This window comes from Brevibacillus sp. AF8 (assembly GCF_021270385.1).
Lineage (GTDB): Bacteria > Bacillota > Bacilli > Brevibacillales > Brevibacillaceae > Brevibacillus.
The window spans coordinates 97,530-120,906 of sequence record NZ_JAGQDN010000009.1 but is presented as its reverse complement, the minus strand read 5'-3'; the positions used below and the strand labels follow the sequence as shown (position 1 = coordinate 120,906).

At 50.7% G+C, this 23,377-nt stretch carries 17 protein-coding genes; all 17 read right to left on the bottom strand.

The genetic code is table 11. The features are described 5' to 3' along the window. Positions 1-69: 69 nt before the first annotated feature. A complete protein-coding gene (locus KB186_RS14080; RefSeq protein WP_232773830.1) occupies positions 70-1,707 on the bottom strand; it encodes a hypothetical protein in 1,638 nt (545 codons plus the stop codon). 36 nt (positions 1,708-1,743) lie between these two features. Beyond that, a complete protein-coding gene (locus KB186_RS14075) occupies positions 1,744-3,843 on the bottom strand; it encodes a phage tail protein (protein WP_217367229.1) in 2,100 nt (699 codons plus the stop codon). A gap of 33 nt (positions 3,844-3,876) precedes the next feature. After that, complete coding sequence (locus tag KB186_RS14070; protein ID WP_221868146.1) at positions 3,877-6,120, bottom strand: putative baseplate assembly protein; 2,244 nt, start codon at positions 6,118-6,120, stop codon at positions 3,877-3,879. Positions 6,121-6,161: 41 nt separating this feature from the next. Further along, the gene (locus KB186_RS14065) at positions 6,162-9,212 is read right to left on the bottom strand and encodes a putative baseplate assembly protein (RefSeq protein ID WP_232773829.1); all 3,051 of its coding nucleotides are present in this window, start codon (positions 9,210-9,212) and stop codon (positions 6,162-6,164) included. 48 nt (positions 9,213-9,260) lie between these two features. Beyond that, entirely contained in the window at positions 9,261-9,662 is a 402-nt protein-coding gene (locus KB186_RS14060) for a GPW/gp25 family protein (protein WP_173610970.1), read from the bottom strand. A gap of 16 nt (positions 9,663-9,678) precedes the next feature. Further along, the gene (locus tag KB186_RS14055) at positions 9,679-10,404 is read right to left on the bottom strand and encodes a phage baseplate assembly protein V (protein ID WP_232773828.1); all 726 of its coding nucleotides are present in this window, start codon (positions 10,402-10,404) and stop codon (positions 9,679-9,681) included. Beyond that, positions 10,401-11,516, bottom strand: coding sequence for a phage late control D family protein (locus KB186_RS14050; RefSeq protein ID WP_232773827.1), 1,116 nt, complete (start codon positions 11,514-11,516; stop codon positions 10,401-10,403). The genes KB186_RS14055 and KB186_RS14050 overlap by 4 nt, the downstream gene beginning before the upstream one ends. A gap of 7 nt (positions 11,517-11,523) precedes the next feature. Then, on the bottom strand, positions 11,524-12,159 hold the full coding sequence (locus tag KB186_RS14045) for a CIS tube protein (RefSeq protein ID WP_173610967.1): 636 nt from the start codon (positions 12,157-12,159) through the stop codon (positions 11,524-11,526). Between the two features lie 57 nt (positions 12,160-12,216). Further along, complete coding sequence (locus tag KB186_RS28535; RefSeq protein ID WP_232773826.1) at positions 12,217-16,149, bottom strand: hypothetical protein; 3,933 nt, start codon at positions 16,147-16,149, stop codon at positions 12,217-12,219. Positions 16,150-16,182: 33 nt separating this feature from the next. Then, positions 16,183-16,647 (bottom strand): phage tail protein, encoded by a 465-nt coding sequence (locus tag KB186_RS14035; RefSeq protein ID WP_221868141.1) that lies wholly within the window; start codon positions 16,645-16,647, stop codon positions 16,183-16,185. Positions 16,648-16,652: 5 nt separating this feature from the next. Continuing rightward, on the bottom strand, positions 16,653-16,844 hold the full coding sequence (locus KB186_RS14030; RefSeq protein ID WP_007721336.1) for a DUF6760 family protein: 192 nt from the start codon (positions 16,842-16,844) through the stop codon (positions 16,653-16,655). Continuing rightward, a complete protein-coding gene (locus KB186_RS14025; protein ID WP_007721338.1) occupies positions 16,841-17,218 on the bottom strand; it encodes a hypothetical protein in 378 nt (125 codons plus the stop codon). Before KB186_RS14025 ends, KB186_RS14030 begins: the two co-directional genes overlap by 4 nt. An 86-nt stretch (positions 17,219-17,304) precedes the next feature. Beyond that, positions 17,305-17,736 carry a phage tail protein gene (locus KB186_RS14020; protein ID WP_007721341.1) on the bottom strand — a complete coding sequence of 144 codons (432 nt, stop codon included), beginning with the start codon at positions 17,734-17,736 and terminating at the stop codon, positions 17,305-17,307. A gap of 37 nt (positions 17,737-17,773) precedes the next feature. Continuing rightward, positions 17,774-19,534: a phage tail sheath subtilisin-like domain-containing protein gene (locus tag KB186_RS14015; RefSeq protein ID WP_232773825.1), complete on the bottom strand. Its 1,761-nt coding sequence runs from the start codon at positions 19,532-19,534 to the stop codon at positions 17,774-17,776. Between the two features lie 181 nt (positions 19,535-19,715). Then, positions 19,716-20,522: a hypothetical protein gene (locus KB186_RS14010; RefSeq protein ID WP_221868140.1), complete on the bottom strand. Its 807-nt coding sequence runs from the start codon at positions 20,520-20,522 to the stop codon at positions 19,716-19,718. Next, positions 20,522-21,076: a Pvc16 family protein gene (locus tag KB186_RS14005; RefSeq protein WP_258183171.1), complete on the bottom strand. Its 555-nt coding sequence runs from the start codon at positions 21,074-21,076 to the stop codon at positions 20,522-20,524. The genes KB186_RS14010 and KB186_RS14005 overlap by 1 nt, the downstream gene beginning before the upstream one ends. Before the next feature lie 130 nt (positions 21,077-21,206). Then, complete coding sequence (locus tag KB186_RS14000) at positions 21,207-23,363, bottom strand: ATP-binding protein (RefSeq protein WP_232773824.1); 2,157 nt, start codon at positions 23,361-23,363, stop codon at positions 21,207-21,209. Positions 23,364-23,377: the final 14 nt, after the last annotated feature.

Genomic DNA, 23,377 nt, shown 5'->3' with positions numbered 1-23,377 from the left:
TCCCGTCTTACGCTGATATGTACTTACATTAAGAAAGTGTAGCATAAATACAGAATGAAGCAAACCTTGCTACTCTTGCGAATCTTGATACACCTCATCCTCTGTCCCAGCTGCCAGCGGTTTGATCGCCCACCATCTGATCCTTGCCCGATCTGTCTGAACAGGTCCCTTCACCTGGACGCCGATCCGAAACGTTCCTTTCTGCGGATAGACGATGACCCCCACGGCAAAATGCGCTGCATCTGTCGCATACTCCGAATCATCAAAAACACTGCTATGCCCGTACATCACTTGCTCATGTTGGGAAAGCAACTCATCGATCACATCTGCATGAAAATCCTCGATTCCTGCACTGACATACACGTTACCTTTTCCGAGAGAATGCTTGAGCTCCTCAGAAAAATAACGATTGCCAATCTTGACTCCAAACGGCCAGTTGGAGGAGTATGGCTCAATCGGTATTTCTACCACGCCCGTTGCTACTTGTTCATTTGTCTTTCCTGGTCGGGGCAGTCCAAGCTCAAACTGGTAGACAGACGCCAGATGATCGTAGCTCACATCGAACTGCGGCTTATCGCCTGCCGCGATTTCTTTCACACGCGTGGTCACCCGGAAGGAATCCCCAGGGGACCCTTGCTCGACTGGCTTTCCCTTCTGTACACGCAACGCAAGCTTTTGCAAAAGCGCTGGCGTATACACGTACTCCCCAAACGGAACAGGAACGACCTTCTCAATGACATAGGTCGCATTCATTTGCAGCAAGCATACTTTTGCCAAATAAAGAAAAGGCTGTTCGTTTGCCTGTGTCACCTGATCCAGCTTGCGATTGTAGTAATCGGACACAAGCCGCTCTACCAGATCGTCTGGCGTGATTTCAATTTTCCCTACAGAGACGAGATCGGTATGCACCAAGCGATCGCCGAGTCGAACCTCTGCCTTGCCACCCAGCACTGTCAGCTCCACCGTACCGCGATCCCAGCCAGCCTTGATCGGAATGGAGATGACGTAATCCGTCTCTTTCGCGTCAACAGGCTCTAAGAAGGATACGCTACCGTCGCTGCTTTCCAAGACTGTCAGCCCTAGCGCATTCAGCTTGTAGTGGAATTGCACGCGTGAGGTTTGTACCGTCTTCTCGATGTGCAACTGCAAGGTAAATACTTCACCCGGATTGACGTATCGCGGAGTTGCCTGCCAAATGCGCACCTGTTGATCTGCATAGAGGAGCATTCTTTGCTCTACCAGTTGCACCCCTTCGATGGAAGCGGGATGTGGTGCTTCCTCTTTAATAAAAAGCCGGTATCCTTCTGCCACCCGGTTGTATTCAGCCATTTCCTGCTCGACGGTTTCGGAGACGGAGAAGACCTGTTCTTTGCCTTTTTCATCATAGGCCAAGCAGACGTACACATTTTTCGCGTAATCGTTGTTGCTAAAGCCTTCCATCATGGACAGCTTCAGCTTCACAGGCTCAGGGAGCACGATTTCCCTCCCGAGATAATCGAGAGCGACTCCAGCTTCGACCGAAATCTGCTTTTCGTCCACAGCGATCACCTGCAAACCGCATACCACTCCACCCCCGTGAAGCAACCGATTGGTGAGTCGACGCTTGTCATTGAAATAGCGCTGTTCTGTTTCGAAATCTCTGACGGTCAACAGCTTCCCTTTGAAATACACATTCCGTTCATGTGGAAAATAACGCAGATTCTTCATCTCGAACACCCCACTTTGCGTAAAAATCTCGGCTTCTTACTCCAGCTCTGCATCCAGGCCAATCCTCGTGTCATAATCGATTCGTCTGCTGCGGTCCTTTCCGCTTAGCACCGTGTTGTACGGCATGGATAAATTTTGATCAAGCGTAAGGAACGACGGCTCCGTCAAATAAGAATTAATTCCTACGTAGCTATGGAGGTCGGCGTAGATGCCCGGTCGCAGGACGATGAGCTTCGCCTCTGTAAAAGCAGGCTTTTGATCTTCCAAAATCTTTTGCAGAACCGACTGCTCTCGCTCTGTTTTCGCGCATTCCTGCGAAACGATCAGGCAAAATTGATACGGATGATCCATGTACAAGGAAGAGATTAGCTCGTGCAGCTCCGGAATCGCCTTCATGTCCCTGATTTGAAAATACTCAACGATCATCGGGCGCTCCCCGGTATACAGCTGTACCATCTTTTCCAATCCCGCACGAGTACCCTGCTCTGCGTACAGCTCCGGTGCGCGACGAATCAGCTCTCGGCGCTGTGCCTCTGTCCAATGCTCTTCCCTGCCCATCCCTAACCAGGAAGCGAGCCAAGGGACGAACTCTCCAGGTGTCGTATCAGGATCGAACAAACGTGAGATGGTATCAATCTGTTCCTCCAGCTCCAAGTAAAACGTCCCGAAAAGGGAGAGGAAGCGCTCCAAGAAATCAGCACTGGCAGGTTCACTTTGATAAGTCGCTGGCAGATAACGCAAAAATGTGTCGCGCGGCGAGTAAATCCGCATTTGCCTGAGGAGCGGCGAGTGGCGGTCAGTACCGAGCCATTCGATTTTGAGCCATAAATAGCGGCCTTGTGCGGAATGAAACAGTGCATCTGAAGCATTGATTACCGGCTCTGACCATAGAGTAGCCGTCCGTTGCAGCTTGGTTTTCCAGTCCATGCCGGGTTCCAGCAAAAAATCATCCAGATTGCGTACGGCTCCATCAATCACCTGCTCTTTTCGATCAGAAGAAAACGTCGAGATGAGTAACTGCGTTTCTTCCGGTATGTCTGCTTCCAGCGTGAATTTATGCCACACCGTTTCAAATTCCGTGCTATCCAATGCACGAGAGAAGTAGATGCCCATCGGTATTCCCGTCGCATCCAGGTTGGACGTCCGCGAGACGAGCCTCATCATAGTCAGAACATTTTTCTGCGCATCCCAAACGTACAATCGTTGCTGGTGATCAAAAACAAGCTTGTCTGCTCGACCGTGGTAATTGGTCAATGGCGCAAGTGCTTCTCCCGTAGGTTGAAAACGCAAAATGAATCGGGTATGATCATGGGCCGAATCGATGGAACGACTATCACCCACATAGAGGATGGGACCTGGACCCACTGCAAATCCCGCGGGCTTGGTGCCTGACGGAATCGCCAGAGTGCACACATCGGCGCCTTCCGAAGAGAACCGAAACACTTGATTCGTCTGTGCCAAAAATAGATAGGCCATGCCCGTTTCGGCAACGGACAGACGAAACAACCTTCTTCGCCTGATCTCACGGAGTGCAGATGTCTCTGTTACTTTCAATTCCTCATGCACGTATGTAGCGTCCACTTTGCCTGCCCGATTCAGCCGAAGGACGATGACTTGTGTTCCCGCTGCGATTTCCTTCCGTACATTGTCTCCATCTACCACCACAGGTGTCGCGATGTAAAGACGTCCTTCTCCATCCAGCCCTGCATCCAAAGGAAAAAGCCGCGGTTCCTCCCCCTCTTCCCAGCTCCAAACGCACTGGCCATTGGCTATGGAATACGCTCCGACTTTTCGCCTCGCCTCGGGGTCGATGATGTACACGTATTCATCGTCAGCGACGAGAAACGAATCTCTGGAAAACAACCCGCGTCCAGCCCGAAACACCGTCTCCTTGAAGTTGTTGCTGTCATCGTAATGCGTGATCTGCCCGCTTTCATCCAGCCAAAGCAACGAACCAACGCGTGCCATGGCAAAATCCAAGAGTCGAGAGTGATGTGTCGTCCCAGCCTGATGCACATGATCGATCACATATTCGGGCGATTTATTTAGCGCGATCCCCTCGTTGGAGACGTGAAGGTTATACCAGGCCCCCCGCTGCCAATCGGACGGATTGTTCAGGGAAAAGAAACGATTCATTGTATCCACGCCCACTCCTCCGTTTGTTCACGTCTATCTTTCTCTATCCAAAACGAGCTCCAGAACATGCTCTCCTGAGTACACCAGCGCATGGCGCGGAATCTGAATATCGCCCCCTTCGTCCCTGACGATGCCTGTGCCCTCTGCGGAAACCCACAAATCCGTCACGTACAGCACACCCTCGATCTGGTTTAACACCTCGTAGAGATCACTTTTATAAACAGGTCGGCCAAACTCCCATCCTTTTCCTTGGTGAGTCGAAGGATTGTGCAGATCCAATGGTGTCAAATATCGCTGCAATGCTTGTAGCACCACTTGCTTTTTGTCTGCAAATGCAGGCTCCACCATGATTGTCGCAAAAACGGTCACCTTGATATAGGCAGGAGCTGCTACATGGACTTCTGTCGTCAGGAGCCTTCGCTGTTCCAAGTGATGGCGAACAGTACACAGGAAGCCTTCACTTGGCAGTGGTGTCGGCTGATCGCTGAATGGGACGATGACGACGGTCATTTGAGCGGCTGCATTTTGCTCGGAAGCTCCCATTTCCCCTACTTTGTACAGGGGGATTGCCTTCGCCCGGGCCACTCGCAATCCGGGAGTCGATAGCGCGATGGCCTCATAATCTTCTGCTGTAACGGCCCGCTGCGGTTTTTTCCATTCCGTCCTCATCCTGCGCTTGGCTTCATCAATCGTTTCCCGTTCGCTTCCCCCACAGGCTGGACGGGGATTCGTCACCTGCGCAATGGTTCGCTGCCGGGCGAGCGGCAGGAATCGGGTAATTTGACCTCCTTGCACATTCCCCCTCGCACCTTGACCTGTCTGACACGATATGATCCGAATACCCGCCATGCCTTCCAGTCTTTCGGGAATGGCTCCGTGCTCATTGTTGCCAAACGCAATTTCTGCCCCGTCTGCATCAATCAGCATAAAATGGCGGTCCTGTGGTCCTGATCGGTCAAAATCAGTGACCAGCGACCAGTCTTCCCAGACGGGCAACGGACTGCCTTCATCCTGACGCGCTACCTGAATGACAAACGTTTCCGGCAAGATCGATTGGACATTCAGCCGAAACACTTGATGTGGCAATCCATTGCTTTCTCCAATGAACCGCTGCCCTGCAAAGTCACTCCGATAGGCGATGACCCGAATATTTTTGCGACCTTCTGGCGTTGCACTTCCAAATCGAATCATCGTTGTGCCCTGTTCTGGGTCACGCGAAACACGAAACGAAAATACGCCTGTATCGGCTTGGTCTGGTTCATCTTGATCCCATCCACTTTGCCAATATTGCCCCTTTTTGTATTGAACCTCCACAGTGCCGTCGTACGATAGCGAACTGGAAAGGACGATCGTCTGATCCGCTTGCCCCGTTCCATCGAACTCCCATACTTGACTGAAGGTTTCTCGTTGGATGACACTCACGGTGTTCAGCTCGATTTTTTCCATGCGAGGAGCCAATTCGAATCGACCTGCTCGCAATGTCGCACAGAGCCAAAAACGCGGCCGATCATTGGCAGGGTAAAGCATGAGCGGCTTCATTGTTCCTTCCAGCTCGATCAGGACTCGTCCGGAGAAGGAGAGATTCATCGTTTCATCCGAGATTGGTGGCAACGGACTCCACCCCATTTCCTGCGTTCGTTCGTTCTGTCCGTAGTACTCCCACTCGAGGCTGGCCGATGGAACGAAAAGCGATGTGGGCGTAAGCGGGGCAATTGGGACAGGATAGTCCTCAAACAGGCGCAATCCGATGGAGACTGCTTTCCCCACTGGCAGCGGTCGATCAAAGCCCAAGTAAATCTTGTTTCCTGTCTTCGGTTCCTGGCCAAATGCGTAGTAGGAAACACCGTTATGCGCATTCGATGAACTCACATCCGCCGTCCCGCTTTCTGTATGAACCAGCACTCGCTCCAGGCTGGCCGGTACCAGAACAAGCGAATGTTCCGTCTCGAAAGGAAGATTCCCCGCGAACAATCTCGTCTTCTCCGGAAGGATCGCTTCTTCTGACACGTCGAAAAACGTTACATCTGTCATTGCACATGACTGGTCCTTTGGGTGTACACCCATGAGCTGCAAAAATTTGCGTTCGTTCTTTTCGGTTATCCGGTTGAGATAATATTGCTGCATTTCCATCAACCACGCGAACATCTCCAAAAGCGTAATGCCGGGATCGTGATGACGGTGATCCCCCCACTCTGGCTGCAGCTTGGGGATCGCGTTTTTTGCTTGTTCGACGATCTCTTCAAAGTGGCGATCATCCAGATTCTTGGATGGAAGCATAGTGCACACTTCCTTTTTCAATGTTTGGGTGGGAAGAAAGCCTAGCCTTCGTGAACGCGGACGCTGATTCGATGTGCTCCCTCTGTGACGATCCCATGTACAATCGTTTCGTATTCAGAAGCGAGTATTTCTTTTCGGTGCCCATTTTCTGTTCGAAATACAGCCAAGGTCAAATGATCCACAAAGCGGACGCCCTTTACGGATTTCAACAAGGCAAACAAGAGCGAAGGGTGTACACGCTGGCCTATTTCCCAGCCCCCACCATGCAGATTTCCCGAAATCGGGTCAAGGAATCTCGCGAGCTTGCCGAGTGTCTCCAGCTCCACTTCAACGATTTCCTCCAAAGCCCCCACTGCCAGCTCTGCCGTCACCGCAATTTCCAAGTAGACAGGCTCCCTGACATGAATCCGTTCGGGAGAGGCTATTGTCGCTGCCGCATGTGTAAGCAAGTAGTTCGTGACAGAACGCCGGAGCTCCAAAAATGGTGTCCCGAAGCTTCCCACTGCGGGCAATACGATCACAGTGACATGCCCTGCTTCTTTTTGCAGTCGGTTGTTCCGATTCGGCAAACACTTCACTTTGACTATCCCCGGATGCGCTTCGCGGACGAGCCATTCGAAATCTTCAGCCGTCACCGCTCGATAACGATGCTTGATTGTCTGAGGACCGCGCTGCAAGGCTTCCGTCAGCAATTCCCGATTACTTCCCCCAATCGCAGGCACCGGATTGCTGACAGCTTGGACAAACGGAATCGATTGTTCCAGTTGATTCAACTGTCCTGCTGAAAGATTCCCTGCCGCTCCCCCACCAACCTTATACGTCACCCTTACGGAACCGAGTCCGGTTTGTGGAAGCTCCCTACCGTGTCGGCCATCGCCAAACAAAATTTTTCCGCTAGCACTCTCCAAGCAGTAATGGCGATCATCCGGGCCAGAATCGTGCAGATGCTCTACTCGCTTCCACAGAACCCAGCATTTTTGTTCGTTCCCTTCAGAATCATAGAGAAGCTCCACCCGATTTTCTGGATGTTCCAGCCAGCTCTTTCGTTCACTCGGCAAAAAGAAGCCTGTTTCATCTACCCATACCTCTTCGCCCATGACGGGATGTCGGATCAATCTGTACTCGGCTTGTGGCCCCTCTGTTATTCGCTCTGCCATTTCATTGCGAATCGTCTCCTGTTGAATGGCTCGTATCGTATTCGGATAAAAGCCGCTTAGCACGGGATGTCGTGCATCCGAAGTGCCTCCTCCAAGACGATTGTCTACGTTGACGGCGCGAATCCAATAACGCTCCCGTTCAAACATTTTGCTTTTTTCCATATCAAAAGGACCAGCGAAACGCACGGTACCACTTTCCGTAAAACCAGTGGTCTGATCAATCGTCTGCAGCTTGGCCCAAGTCGTTGCTCCTGCTTCTCCCCGCTTGTACTCCCATTGCACTACCGGAGCAGCCCCTGGGGATTCTTCCATTGGGAGAAAAGAAAAGTAGAAAGAAAGCGGTCCTTGTAATGGCGGCTGCTCAAATCCAAAGTAGACGGCGGGGTGCAGGCATTCGGGCGGCAAAAACGGCTGGAAGCTCCCCTGATAATTGCCTGTACCGACAGGTTGCTGCCAATCCAAGTCGTTCTGTATGAGAATCGCTTCCGGCTCATGCAGCGACTCTCGGTACGAGTAGCTCAGACGCATATCTTCCAGCCACGGGGCCATGTATACAGGATTTGGGCCGTATAAGCCTTCCACCTGAAGAATTCTCACACGAATCCAATAACCATACTGGGATTGCACGGTTGTCGGCTGCAAGTCATCTGGACACGTAAAGGCAACCACAATCTCCTCATCCGAATCGGTGCCGGCAAACAGCTTCTCCCGATCCTCTCCTGACAGAAGCACCATCCATCCACTGCCATTCCAGTATTCCCATACCACCTTGCTGACCGTGACGGGTGTCGTCGCAGGAGGGTCAAAGGAAGACTCCTTCATGATCCATTTCCATTTCGGTTCCGGTTGTGAAAGATGCGTAGCGGGATAGGGCACTGTCTTCATTCGAAAACGAAGGGCAACCGTACTTCCAGGCTTCGTCAACGCCTCTTCACAGGACAAAAAAAACATGCCATAAGGTGCAAGCTGCTCGCCAAACGCAAGGTAACCACTCCCAGAAACCTGTACATCATTGGAGAAAAGCATGTCGGGTGCAAGGCCCTTCGGATCATCTGTCGGCAAATAATCCGTCTTCATCTGGATTTGGGTCAGAGAGGTGCTCCCGCCATTTTTCATCCACTCATGAATCATGCCTGGCTTCACTCTACAGCGGAGCCAACGGTTTTCGATTCCTTGCACTTGACTAGGCTCCCATTTTTTCCGCTGCTTTTTTTCCAAGCGCAGCCGATTTAGATCAGCTTCGATCTTGTCGAACAAAACCCATTCGCCCTCTGACTGATACGTCCACTCGACCAGCTCTGGATTCGCCAGCTTCTCGGTCAGCAAGGATTCCAGATAGCGTTCCTGATTGGACACCATCGTGAGCTGGATCGAAGCACTCTCCCCTAAACAAAACAAGTCCTCGTGCCCCAAATACCAGCAATGCTCCTGGTGATTAGGCAAAGTCTGGCAGTCCAATAGCGGGAGCGGTGTATTTGTTCCAAGCCAACACGTTACATCTGTTAAAAAGTCTCGACTGCCATTGGCAAACAACAAATCTGTCGGGAGAGAGGGGGTAGCCAGCATAGGCTGATCGGTTTCAAAAACCACTTCATCGCCAAGGGCAGACTTCCCCGAAACCTTTGTACCCGCCGGAATCCACACTGGCTTTTGCACGCCCGTACTCAATTCAAATGCCAAAAAGGTTTCTGCCGGTCTTGCCTGAGCCATCCCGACACCAAGCATGTTGAGAAAAGCGATAAAATTTCGCTCCGGCACTTGATTCAAGCGATCACGATTATTCATCAGCATGTCTGCGAAAAGGAGAAATAATGCCGTACCCGCATCAGGATCTTCTGGAGTGAAGCGCCACTCCGGTGTGTAGAATGGCACCATTTCACGCATTTTCCGGATGACTGCCTGCATGTCCCGCGGATCGACCAAAGGTGGCTTCACATTACCCACCTCCCTTCCTGAATTCTTCATACGATTGTGACTCTTGTGCTATCCACGTGGATCGAGACGATGGACAGGATACAACAGCTGATAGCCTTTGTTTGTCGCACGTACGGTATAGCTGATCGTAACGTTCACCGTTTCGGAATGAGTCTTGTCGACCTTGGCCTCCACTTGGACATCCCGCACACGCGGTTCCCAGATCATGATCGCTTCTGCGATGTCTGATTGGAGCAAAGCTAGGCTCGTTCCATCCGTGCCATCAAACATAAAACCTTGCAATCCGCTCCCGAATTTCGGTCGCATCACACGCTCACCCTTTGCTGTGGAAAGAATGATGCGGATCGCTTCAGCGATGTCATCCTCGTAGTCGGACAAGCGAATACGGCCTGTAGCCTGATCCACCTGAATAGGAAACTTCCATCCTTTTTCACCGAATGGCTGCTGCATGGAATCCCCCCATGAATTAATTCAATTTGATCACCGAGCCGTTGATGGCAACGATGCCGTCAGATTTGATGTTCAGAGACGCTCCTGCTTTAATCGACATGGCTCCCTGCGCCTCCAGATTCAACTGGGTGGACTTGATTGTCAGCGATGTGTCTGACTGAATGGTCACTTGCCCTTTTGCATTCAACGTAATCGTACTTGAGCCGCTCTTCACCGTAACTTCATTGGTGCTACCGCCTTTAATAGCGACTTGGTTGTTTCCACTGCTCTCCGTAAGCACAATACTCTCATCCTTGTCCGACAGTTCCACCTGTTGTCCTTTTTTCGTGGCAATCGTGATCTTCCCGTCATTCGGATCATCGCCGAAAATCACTTCATGGCCTGCACGGGTCGTGATTTTTCGGATGTTGTTTTTCTCCGCCATTTCCGGACCTTTGTTTTCCTTATTCCATAACATCCCAATCACAAATGGTTCGCGTACATCTCCCCAGTGAAAAGCGACCAACACCTCGTCGCCTACCTCCGGAATAAACAGGCTGCCGCGATCTTTTCCTGCAAAAAGCGTGGCAATTCGCACCCAATCTGTCTCCCGCTCGTTATCAACCAAAGGCAGCTTCAGCTTCACACGCGAGAGCTTTTCCGGGTCTTCGTTGTTCGTCACAATCCCGACAATGACACCATGGATTTTTGCCCGTTCTTCTTCTGTTATTTCATCCTGGTAGAACCAATGATCAAAGCTCATATCGTATTTCCCTTCACTTGAAACGTCGTGACATAGCCTGATGCCACATCGATGGTGTGTGTAACAGATGTGATGTAATAAGGCTGACTCAGCTTTTTCCCCATGCCCTCTAGTGTGATATAGCGGCCAGCACGAATTTCTGGCAAACCGATGGCCTCGCAGTTGCCGTCGAGAAGGTTCATGGCGAGCTGATTCAGGCGTGCCTTCGCGACCGCCTTTATCTCCTCAGGTGAGTCCAGCTTTTTCGTAAACTCGTATTTATCAAAATAATCACCGATTGCTCGTAGCAGATCAGCGCTTGTCTTCGAATTGGTCCCGAGCTTCCCGATATCTGCGCTCGTTGCTTTCGCTTCCTGGAGCACCGTTGTTTTGTCCTTGTCTACCCATCGCACCGTATAGGAGGAGGCTTGAGAAGCAATGTTCACATCGACGGAAAAGCTGCGCAAGGAAACTCCCCAGATCAAGGTAAGGACCGGCGTCGTGTTGCTCAGTGGCTTACGGAAATACAAGTTCTTCCCGACGATAAAAAAGTCGTAGTTACAAATTTTCGCAAGACGATTGATAAACTGAAAGTCAGTCTCGGCCACTGTCTTGGTAATGGTCTCGATTGTCTGAACCGTATCATCCACATGCGTTGACAAGCCGTATTTTTGTCCCAGCTCTTTCACGACATCACTGTATTTCTTTTTATTCCAGGAGGTAGACTTGTTATCGACCATAAGCAGGAACGATTTGTCCATCCCTTTTACCGTTATGGTAGGCGTCTCCTCGCATGCAAACGAAACGGCTGTAATGTGTCCGTAAAAGAGACTGGATAGCTCGGTTCCATAGCCCATCTGAATTTCAATTTCGTTGCCAGGAACCAAATAGTCATCTACCCAGCGGAACTCCCACGCTGCCGTATCAAAAGCATTGGTTACTGAAAACGAAAACGTATCTGCTTTGCCTTCCAAGCTAGAGTTGATCGTTGCTTTGGTAATGGCGACACCTACCTGGCTGATCAGCTTTTTCCCTCCAACGAGTATTTCCAGGGCTGGGGAATGAAAGTTGTTGTACGTTTGGCGCAGGTCATCGAAGGAATGGCGGTCTGTCGTCAATTTCAATTCGCTCATGCCCTCGTCACCTCACAAGTGGCACATGCAGGGTAGTAGCCGGTTTTAGAAGTCTGGGATTGTCGATCCGATTGGCGTTCGCAATGTTTCGCCATTTCGACGCATCATTGTACGAGCGATACGCCATCAAGTACAGCTGATCTCCTTGGTTGACTGTCTGTTGTGCGACCTTTTCTCTTGCGGCCCCGATATCGTCCGCGGACTTTTTCACGCTCGTGCCTTTAAATGTGACGCCTAGCGTGGCTCGCACCGGTGTGCCTTGATCGAGAAACATCGTGAATCGCTGCGAAACCTTCTCGACAACACCAGTGAATTGAAAGCTGTCCCAGACGAATTTGCATAGGGGTGGTGTACTGATTTTCTTTTCTACGGCCATCAGTCCCAGCACCTGATTGGTGAATGCACGCACATCCACTCCTGCCTCGTATGTATCAAAAAACAAGTCGACCGATAATGTCTCGATATCACCGCTCGTAAACATTCCGACTGGTACAGATTGCCCCAATATCTTTTGCCAAGAGTAGTTATTGGAAGCATCTACCTTGTATTCCGAAGGGTTAAAGAGAACAGAAATACTCTCCTTGAAGTCACCTTGCCCATTGCGATCCACTAAAATTTTGGCCTTTTTCTCCTGACCCATCATTGGCTTTTGCCTCTCTTTACCGAAGAAATAGTCGTCTGAGCATGCGGCAAATCCTGCTTATAAACCTCGTCGCTGCCGCTCCTGAGTGAGGCGCTTGTCCAGCTCCTTCATCATTTTATCCATCAATCGATCCACCTCTTGTGGGGGCAGCGACCTCTGATTGCCAGCCCCCTCTTGCACGTGTAAGTCGACCTGTCGCTGGGGTGGAAGTGTTGTCGTCTGCTGCACAGCGGTTTCTTGAGGCTGAATGCTTTTTCGCAAGTACTCCATGGACGGCGGCGACTGAACGGTAGCCACAGGGCTTGTGTGGCTGTCCGCTGTGCGTAATCCTCGTCGATGAATATGGGTTGCGTTTTCGGACAGGGAAAGCAGCCCCGATTCTTCTGACGCTCTTTGAGCTTGTTGGATTCGTTGCAGGAGTGGAGGCAGCATCGTCATTGCAACCATTGGCTTTGGAACAAGTGTTAGGGATGTGTTTTTTTCCGCCTGTTCTACTTTTTCCGTGAATAGCCCTGTTTTTTGCAGAGGAGTGAGACGAGCGTCTCGAATCTCGGCCTCCTGTGCCCAATCACTAGTTAGCTGTTTGATCGTCTGCATCTTCTGGTTAACCATCAGAATCTGCTCTTGGTTGCTTTGTTGAAAACGGCTGCGGCGACTGAACTGTCCAGAATGCAATCTGTCCATGGTTAAATCAATGGATTTTTCTCTCGCGAATGGAACGGAGCTGATTGGATGGTGGCGAGAAAATGGCTCCAATCTGTTGACTCGATCTTGTCGTTGGAGTGGCTCGATTGCACGTCTGTTTCCACTCTCATGCACGATACTGCGGGGCATCCCCACGATTTGACCATGCACAAGGCTATGGAATGGTCCCCATTGTTTCTGGACAACCATTTGTGCATCGTGACGATTCAGAATAGTCGAGAGTGGGTGATGGCTTTGGACATATGTTTCCGTCCGGAAATCAGTTTGGATAGCTTTTCTGATTTGCTCCATGACTTGAAGAAAGGAGCGAGCACGTAGGGCAACGGCGTTGGTCCGCAAGTTGGCTGTCTGCTGCAAGAAGTGGGAGCGACGGCTTTCTCGTAATGGATTGCTTTCGCCCTTGCGAGACCTTGACTGATCATTCGATTGCTTTTCACTGCTCGGGGAAGCTTTCCTACTTGTGCTTGTTGAGCCTACCTTTGCAAACCCACTTGTTGACGATAGCTTTGCAAACTCGCTCATCGCTGCCAGCTTCGCGCTTTTTTGCAAGAGGATCGTGAGTCCTAGTTCCACACTCCATCCAGCAGCTAGCTGTCGCAATGAGTTTCTGTCAGTGACGTCCTCGCTGGTAGAAAACGGCTTCGCAGACGTACTTTGCAATTGCTGATGATCTGCTCCTCCAAGTCCAATCCAATCTGTGGCACGAAGCTTTGCAAAACCAAAGCGGTTCAACCTGAGGAAAATGGCTTCCCGATCATGACGATGTGAATGCACGAATGCTTGACTTGTACTCTGTTCATTTTTTAGGAAGACGGTGTGCCGTAATGGTCTATGCACATGCTCGTGTACCATCGAGATCGTCGCTTTTCGTCCCAATAGGCTGAGCTTTTCTTGATTCTTGGAGAAAGGGAAAGCAACATTTGTCTGCTTGCCCCTCTCACTCTGAAACGACAGTAGCTGACGTACCATCTCGTTTGACATCTGAGAAACGTGCTGATTTTGCAGAAAATAAATAGCTGGCTGGACATGATTACTGACCGATGTACTCTCTTTCGTTAGAACATTCAGCAGGTGTATCAACCATCTACTAGGCGTACCTGCCACAGGATGCAGAGATCGATTCTCCGGTTCATTCAAAAGGTTCCTTGGCGCTTGAGTTCTAGTAGCAAGGAGCTCCCTTGCTCTCAGCTGTTTTACCGCCATCTGTTGAAGATGCACCCACTCCATCACAGACTTCTCGTTCGTCTCGTGATGGGTAGAACTTACGATACGATTCTGTAGTGTCTGCCAGAGTTGGCGATTCACACGGAAGACAGGCACGAAGCGATTCCCTACAAATCGTGCAGCACTTGCTGTACCTGCTGGCTCACGCTCGATTTCGTTATGAGTTTCAAGATATTGCTTGACCCACGGTTGGTTCAACCATCCTCGTTTTTCAAAGAAAACAGGATCATTGGCGGACTGGTAGCTCTGAATCCAATAAGCAGTGATCGATTTCCTGACAACTGACTGTGAGAGAAGCGGAAATGTTCGGGAGCTATCTGTGGTACGCGTTATACGCAATGGGAACGGTAGACCTTGCATATAGTGTAAAACGTGTAACGGCGAACCCGTCCTCCACTCTTGCTGTAGCATGTCAAGCTGCTGATACGAAGCACGAGACACAGCTGGAATCACATTCTTGTTACCAAAATGAGATTGCCCATGGCTCGATCTCAAGCGAATGGACTGCTCCCTAGCAATCTGATTCAACCCAGCTTCCTGTGAGATTCGCTGTTGCAGCCACTCGTATGTCCGCTGATTCCTTTGATTCTTTGTTGCCATCGTTTCAAATGGAAGCAGTTGCAGCGTATGTAATGGTATGCTAGGGGGTTTCTGCTCAACCCGAGACACCAACATGGTTGCCAGTTGCTCTTGGCTTAGGACAAGCTGACGCAACCAATGTAAAAAAGTACTCGACTGTTGTTCCCGCCAGCTGTCTATCTGCTTCGAGCTCTGTCCAGAACCATGTACGGCAAAATGCACAGGATCACTTTCTGCCTTCGAAAACTGTTGAGCCAAATGGAACAGCTGTTTAAAGCGTTCCCTTACAGCCTGCTGTTTGGTCCGACCAGTATCCGCTCGATGAAGTATGCGAGGCATTAAGGACGAGAACATCTTCGAAAGCTCATTGCTATGAAGTATCTTCCGTTCCAATGGGATTAAAGAAACATCAGACTGCGTTTCTATCATCCACTCGCTTTTTACTTGTAAATGTTGACGGCTTCTCGCGAAAACAATCGGCTGTAATACACGTAGACGTGGATTCGCGTTCATCGTCCTTGGACTTGTGATATCTCTGCCGTCATTTCCGGCTTTCTCCGTCCACACCGAGCGGTCCAAGAAAGAGCTCGCAGCCCGTCCTTCTACTCTTTTTAGCAAAACTGGAAAAGACCACGTCCCAATCGTTGAATCCATCCCTCTGCGGATCAACTGCCAAAAATGGCGAACTCCAAACTGTTCGAATCGGCCAGTTTCAGAAAGAGTCGATCTGACACGTGAAATCATAATTGCATCTACTCTAGCCGCGAACCGTATCCGTTCAAGTTCATGTTGCAAGCTCCTGCGTCCACCAGGATCACCCATTCGCACCGTGTGTACCAAAAACTCCGGTGAAACATAGGGAGTCTCAGGCGTCCAAAAACTTCCGCGTACCGTTTCCTTGCTGTCTGAAACCATTGCTTTCAAAAGAGGCGCGGCAAAATCGGCTGGGTGTATCTGCTCTTTTAACCGCCACTGCGGGAGCCATTTTTCAAGTGAGCTTCCTCGCTGAACCGAAGATTGAACATAGCTGGACCTGCGATATCTATCTCTTCCATTTGAGATAACCGTGATCTGTGGCAGGTAAACCTTCTCGATTATTTTGGATGACGCCCACTTCTGAAAAAGCTCATGTATCAAAGTAGCTGGTCGTACTTTTCGTCCTGATCCCGATGCTTGCGTCATCACCACGCGCTCTTTTGCCCCTGGTGAGCCAGCCTGTCCGTTCGGCAACCTTTCGCGATTCAATCCGAGGTAGGAGTCCACTTGTGCACGCATGCGCACATGAATGAAGGTCTGATGAAAGTGGTTTTCCTGCCCTCCGATACTCGGCGAAAAATCACGATGGATCAAAGCGAGGTAGCCGGGATCGCGACCTTCCCCGTGCCGATACTTTTGCATGATGCCCTGTGCAAAGCTTTGGTTGGACGCTCTTGGCAGCAGTGATGGGCGACGCGAAGGTGGGAGCTGCTTGATCGTTATCATCGTTTCTTTTGCTCCTTGCAGACGGGATACAGCTTAAAAATACGATTTTAAGCCGTGGTGCACGATTTCCAATGTCTCGACCGCCACTTCTCCATGCGTGGCCCGGAACTCCGGTCCAACCCACTTGACCGGATACGCCCCTTCAAATGCCCAAGCCCCCACGTCGTTTCCGTTTGGGTCCATAAGAATGATTGCCCCTTGCTTGCGCTTGCGCTTTTCTGGCGGGCCAAAGTGGAAGTCCTCATACCATCTCCACAGCTCGTTTGATCTCACAAACCCCCGTTTGAAGACCAGATTGGGAAACTTGCTGCGTTTCGGCAGCTTGTGAACGAAATGATTCACGCCGCCCTCCTGGTATTCCTCCAGCTCTGTTTCAACCGCCAATCCGGACACTTCACTAAATCCAGCAACCCAGATACCATCCATCTCCAATCCAAACGGAAGAAAGTCCACACGAAATCGGAGGTTGGTGTAATATGGATTCTCATTGCCGAACACCAGACTCACCTCCGCTTGAACACATCAAAAACATTTTCCGGTTCGTCATTTTGCTTGCGATTGATGGCGGATATTTCTTCACACCAGCGCCGTCGTTCCTTGTGTTCCATCGACATGATCTCGTCGTGAGGCCAGTGAAAATAGTAGGCGATGAAGGCGGCTTCTTCATAGATCTTGTCGACGGGATACCCACTCATACTCCCTCCAGCGCCCCTGAAAAAGCCATATCTACCTGAAATTCATGCTCGCATTTCGGGCAAGATGTCTTGAACATCGAACTGTCCAATTCATTGATCTGTCTGTACAGGTTTTGCAGGTACGCGAGATCCGCTGTAAACAGTCGTTCCACCACTCTTGTATCTATTCCCCGTACATCTCCCAGTTTGGTAATCACTCTCGTCAGCAAAATAATCGTCAGGTAGCCGGGATTTTGCTGGACACGCGGATCACGCATCGGCAAAATCTCGTCAGCAGCCGTCGCCAAGCGCATGACACCCCGCTTGTGCAGGTTTCCTTCTTCATCCACATAGCCGCGTGGTAGCTCAAATTCGTATTCCGTTTTAAATGCCATGGTGTCATCCTCCTCATCACCCGAGGCCAACAAGAGTGACAAAGAAAAGCCTTTTCCTTGCCACTCTTAGGCGTCGGGATTTTCTATTATTTCGTGCGTGTCATTCCTTCGTGGGCAATTTCCAACTGCTCAATTGCCACCTCTGAGGACGTACCGTTAAAATCAGGGGCCGTGTATTTGGTCGGCCATGCTTCGATGACCTTCCATGTAGCGACATCATCTCCGGCTTCGTTAATGGCAATGATCGTTACCGTTTTGCGTGCGACCTTGCCCTGGATGGTGTCCTGCATCCAGTTGTACAAATCCATCGAATCCGTCACGCCCCATTTCAGCGTGATGTTCCCGTATTTCGCCAAGCCCGGGAGCTTGCGTGGAGTAATCACCTCATTGCCTTCGCGATACTCGACTACGTCCACAGACGCATCAAAGCCCGATACCTCACTGAAGCCTGCCTGCTGAATGCCGTCCATCTCTACCCGATACCGAAACTTGCGGTATGGATCCTTGCGATCTGCCATACTGTACCCCTTTCCTCACACCGTTTTTCTCCGTGAATTATTGCTGATCAGATGTTTTTTGTGTAATACGGAAGATGACGAACTCTGCTGGTTTGACAGGAGCTACACCAATCACGCAGATCAGTCTGCCATTGTCGATATCATCTTGCGTCATCGTGCTTCTGCCGATTTGGATGTAAAAGGCTTCCTGAGGGCTTGAGCCCATCAACGCGCCATCTCGCCAGACGCGCGTCAGGAAAGAATCAATCGTGCGTTGGACGCGGGCCCACAGCCTCTCATCATTTGGCTCAAATACCACCCAGTTTGTCCCGTTTTTGATCGATTGTTCTATGAAAATGAACAGGCGGCGCACGTTTATGTACTTCCATAGCCCATTGGATGACATTGTACGCGCGCCCCAGACGCGAATTCCTTGACCTGTAAACGCACGAATCAGGTTGACTCCCTTCGGATTCAAAATATCCTGCTCGCCCGTATTGTACTGGCAATCCAGTCCTGTGCAGCCACGTACGACCTCGTTAGCCGGGGCTTTATGGACGCCGCGGGTGTTGTCCGAGCGCGCGTATATACCAGCCATGGAGCCTGATGGCGGAATGTAGATGTTGCGCTTGTCCAACGGATCGAACACTTGCAGCCAAGGATTGTAGATGGCCGCGTATTGTGTATCGAAAATATTGCGATGCGTCAACACATCGCTTACTTTTTTCTTGTCGCGTGGGATATCGAGGATGGCGAAGCAACTTTTCAGGTTTTCACAATGAGCCACAAGCGCAAGCTGCACATTCGGGTCTGTCACGCCCGGAATGGCCATAATGCTCACTTCGTCATTATCGATGAAGGCTTGGATTCCCGTACGTTTTCCCGGTCCGTGGTCCTCCCCCATGTATTCGCCTGCTGACAGATTGGCGACAGAACCGTCGCTACCCCCTGCCAATGAGATTTGATACAGACCGAATTCCGTCTTTCCGCCCTCGGATTGCGTTTCTTCCGCCATCCCTGAAATGACGGTAAAAGGAGGGATGACTTCTGCGCTCGCTGGGGCAGCACCTGCTTCGACCTCGACGATATTGCTCTTGGACAGCAGCTTGCTGACATGATTGGCAGCAGAGACATTGAGCGAGCATTTGTCGAACTCTTCGGCCTCATCGTTGTAGAAGACTTGCACCGTAAATTCGCATGTGGACAAAATCTTGACCGGCAGCAGATTGTTATCGATGACGTCTCCTGTAAGCACGGTAGACAACTCGATCACATTGTCCTGCGAAGAAACCACTTCGCTGTACTGCTTCGTTTCACCGTCGTAGAAAGAAACAACATCACCTGCTTGAAAGCCTGCACTGTTTTTCACGCGGTATTTAGCAGCTTCGCCTAGCTGCTCGTAAATCTGCGTTTTTGCCTTGCTCGACGGAATCAAATTTACGCGGATCTGATTTCCCCATGCCCCCGGGTTTTTTGCCATAATCCGAAGGACAGCCCCTTCGCTGTTGCCCTCATTGGAAGCCGGCTTCGCATCTGCTGGCGCTACCCGCATCACATAGCAACGAGAGCCACCATTCAGAAAGAAGTGATCCACCGCATAGGCAAGATAGCGGTATTCGCCAAATGCATTTTCAGACAAATAGGAACCGAACAACTTGCGGAAATCATTGACACCTGTAATCAGCTCAGGCAATCCCGCAACGGGTCCTTTTTGGGCCAGCCCGATAAAGCCGGCCGTGCTCGTACTCGCTCCCTCCATGGGAACGGGGCCACTATCAAACTCCTCGACATACACCCCTGGTGATAGGTACTCTGGCATCGTAACCTGATTGGAGAGTTCCGCATGTATCAGCAGCAGAAACCTGCAATCAGTCCCTCCCTCCGATTAATTTCATCACTTGCTTGACCACTTACAAAAATGCCGTTTTGATACGTGAGCCTTGCTCTATAATCAGGCAGCAGGATGTCATGGACCGACGCCAAACAACTGCCGGATCACCCTATTTAGGTCTGTTCATTTGGATGATACCTATGGATTGGTTCGTACCGGCTTGAATGGAAAGCTCGGCAAAACCAGCGGCTTCTTCCCGCCGCACTTCAATTTTCATACGCGCATGAGTTTTTTCCAGAAACAACGGAAGGGCAACTACGAATTCTCCTCTGTCGTCGCAGTGCGTTTCGAGCAGTGGGAGTAAGACAGTGCCTCTTGGGTAGGCAAAAGAAAGAGGTTCGGTCAAGGGATAAACCCGACCTTTTGGGGGACTTGCAAAACGAATGATCGTCCCTTTACATGTGGGTGTTTCGAGAAGAAAAGCGTCAGCCAAATCGACTTGGCCCTTTTTACTGGCTACGATTAGCTCCGTGGCCTCTTTGTCAGCATCCTCGGCCAATCTCACCGGGGCATCTCGCTCATACGAGATGACAGCCTGCACACAGGCACCGCCAGCTGGGGAACCATCCGCCACGCAGGCTCTCCCTCTAACAAGGGAGTCTCCTGACCGGAATGGATAGGCTGGACTCGGATGCAAGTAAACGATTCGTTCGGAGTAAGCTGTGCTCCCGGTGATCACGGAGAAGGTCACGGAGCGATCCATATACTCCCTGCTGCTTATGTTGAGTGTGTAAATCCCATCGGGCAAATCAGTAAAGATATACCATCCGTCCCCTTTTTCTATGGGCACTTGTGGATGATTCGCCAAGCGAACAGACAAGCTCGAGCGAAAAGGAGCTCCTTTTGTATACATGTCCACCAGACGGACGGCATACGAGAAGACGGAACGAATGCGCACCTGGAAATGCTGCTCCATTAACCATGACCTTCCCCTCGTATGCGAATATCCCGTTCCAGCACGCGCTTCGTTGAACGAACTCGGGTGGAATCGATATGAACCGGCCCGACCGAGTAGCCGATGGATAGCTTGTACGGAACATGCGGAAAGAGTTGGATGAGTTTATCAACGGGAGGCTGCTCCACGACGACACGAAGCTCTGTATCCATGTTTGCAAGGGAGCCTTGAAGCTGATCGCCACGCAAAATGGCGTTGTCGTAGAGAACCTGCATGGCACGCCCGAGGATGCGGTGCTCGTCCAGCATGCGGGTATGCTGTTCCGCTGGGGAATGGGCGGTCAATATGTAGGAGAGATTGACCGTCATTGGGGGATATCGCAACTGATCAGTACCTTCACTGATCATCATGTGCTGCCTCTCCTGACTTTCCCGGATTTCGTATAAAAACAAGGCTAAGGCCAAATCTCCTGGCTGAGCAGGCGAGCTTAGACCAATCAGTTCGGGTTGGCTAATTGGCTCCGGCGTCATCTCTTTTCGCAAAAGAGCGAGCAGCGTCTCTCCTACTTCAGCAATGGCGGTGTACTGACTGATACCCGCTCACCTCGACATTATTTGACAGAATATACTTATCATAACATTCAAATTAATGGTTTTACATGAATTTTTATCTAATTTTGTAAAATTATACACTTTCTTCGACACGCTACCTGTTGGCGTACTCCCCCAAATCCTCTTTCAATAGCAGCTTACCCGTCTTTTTTAACTCCTGCTTCGCAGCCGCAATCAAATGGCTCATGGAAACGGGCGTGCCTTCCGATGCAGCCAAGAAGGAAGCAGCGAGAACCACATTTTTGATCCCTCCCCCAGCAATGTGCAGCTTGGACGCGAGAAACTCAAAATCGATATCAGCAGTTCGCGGCGTATCGGTCGGGAACATGCTGCGCCATATTTCTTCGCGATAGTCCGGTTCGGGAAAAGGAAACTTCACCACGTAGTTGATTCTGCGCATGAAAGCCTCGTCAAAATTTTGCAAGAGATTCGTCGCCAAAATGGAGACCCCCTCGTACTCCTCCATCTTTTGCAGCAAGTAGGCCGTTTCCACATTCGCGTATTTGTCATGCGAATCTTTCACTTCTGAGCGCTTGCCAAAAAGGGCATCGGCTTCATCAAAGAAGAGGATGGCATTGCCGATCTTCGCTTCTGAGAAGATATGGTGGAGGTTTTTTTCCGTCTCCCCAATGTATTTGCTGATCACCTGCGACAAGTCAATTTTAAAAAGTTCCAAACCTAGTTCATTTGCCACGACTTCCGCCGACATCGTCTTGCCCGTACCCGGAGGACCTGCAAACAACATGCTGACGCCCTTGCCATAAGAGAGCTTTCGCCCAAAGCCCCACTCTCCCAAAACGACATTTCGGTAGGTCACCTGATTGCAGGCGTTCCGCAACAAAGTCAGTTGCTCCTCAGGCAAAATCAATTCTTCCCAGCTGTATTTGGGTCTCAAACGCGTGGCGTGCTTTTCTAGTGCATGCCTCATTTGCAGGAAGCAAGCTTCATGGAGATGTGTTTTCGTAATGATCCCGTCTTTCGTCTGCATCGCCATCTCGTTTGCTCTTTGCAGCGCCTGGTTGATTTGCCCGGCATTCAGCTTGAATTTTCCGGCTAAAACGCCTACATCAATCTCTTGAGAAAAGCTCATGCCTGCACGGCCCTTCTCCCATAATCGCCTCCTTTCCGTTTCATCTGGACCAGGCACCTCCATTTCCAGCCAAATCCTCTTCCCCAGAGCGTTTTCCGGCTTCCATTGACTTTTCGCCAAAATGGCAATGGGGCCCAGAAAGCTTTCGAGTTCATCCATCATCAGTTGCTTTCGCCCAACGGTTTTGACCTCTTCTGTCTTAAAAACCTCGAACTGATGCAAGCACAGCACCCCCCGACGCAGCTGCACCTCCCGCAATACCTGCTGGAATCTGCGTGAAAAAGCTTCCTCGTGGATCAAGCGCTCTGCATCGACGAACAGCACTGGTCTCCTGACGCGATGAAACAGATGCTTGACTCGATGCCTTTTGCCAACGCCAGTCGGACCATGCAAATGCAGGAGAATCCGCTCTGAATCTGCTCCTGCCGTTTCCCATAATGTGTCAAAGCGCTCCTGCAAATGAATCGCACTTTCTCCTACCAACGGTTCCAGCTCTTGATCTGGCAAGCTCCAGGATAGCCAAGGTGGCAGACCGGCATCACCTCCATCCCTTGTCGTCAAAAAGTGCAGCATACGTTCATCCAGCTTTAACGGCCGAGAAAGCCATGAGCCGCTGCCCCCCATGTCCCCCTCGGTAAAAAGCAGCAATCGGCCCAGCTTGCTTTTTTGCGCAAACGCTGTCCAGGCCTCTATTCTCTCGGTCGCTGTCCGGCAAAATAGCTGCATCGCCAATTCGGGAGTAGGTGACTTGCATGTAATATCATCGAGGAGGTAGCCAAACAGCTTTTCGTACTTCCGATCCAGCTCGACTGCCAGGCAAAGAAATAAACATCCCAGCTCGAAGGGGTTGAGTGAAAAAGCGTCTGCCACTGCCAAAATCGGTACGCTACCCGCTTCTTGCATGTGCAGGGCATGAAGTCGTTCCTCGCATGCTGCCACCCGCTCTGCGAAAGCTTCCCATAGCAGCGTTGCCGGCGGAGCTGCCTCGAGCAATTGCACAACTTCTTCCTCTGTGACAATCACCCCCCTCATTTGATCGAGCGGATAATCATCCCCCTGCTGTGCTCGCACGGCCAGCAAGCGCATCAGATGAATATCCAGCCATCGAAGCATCTCTTCGTAATAGTTCCACTGGTTGTGATTCGGTTCGGGACTCGTCATTTCGCTTTTTCACC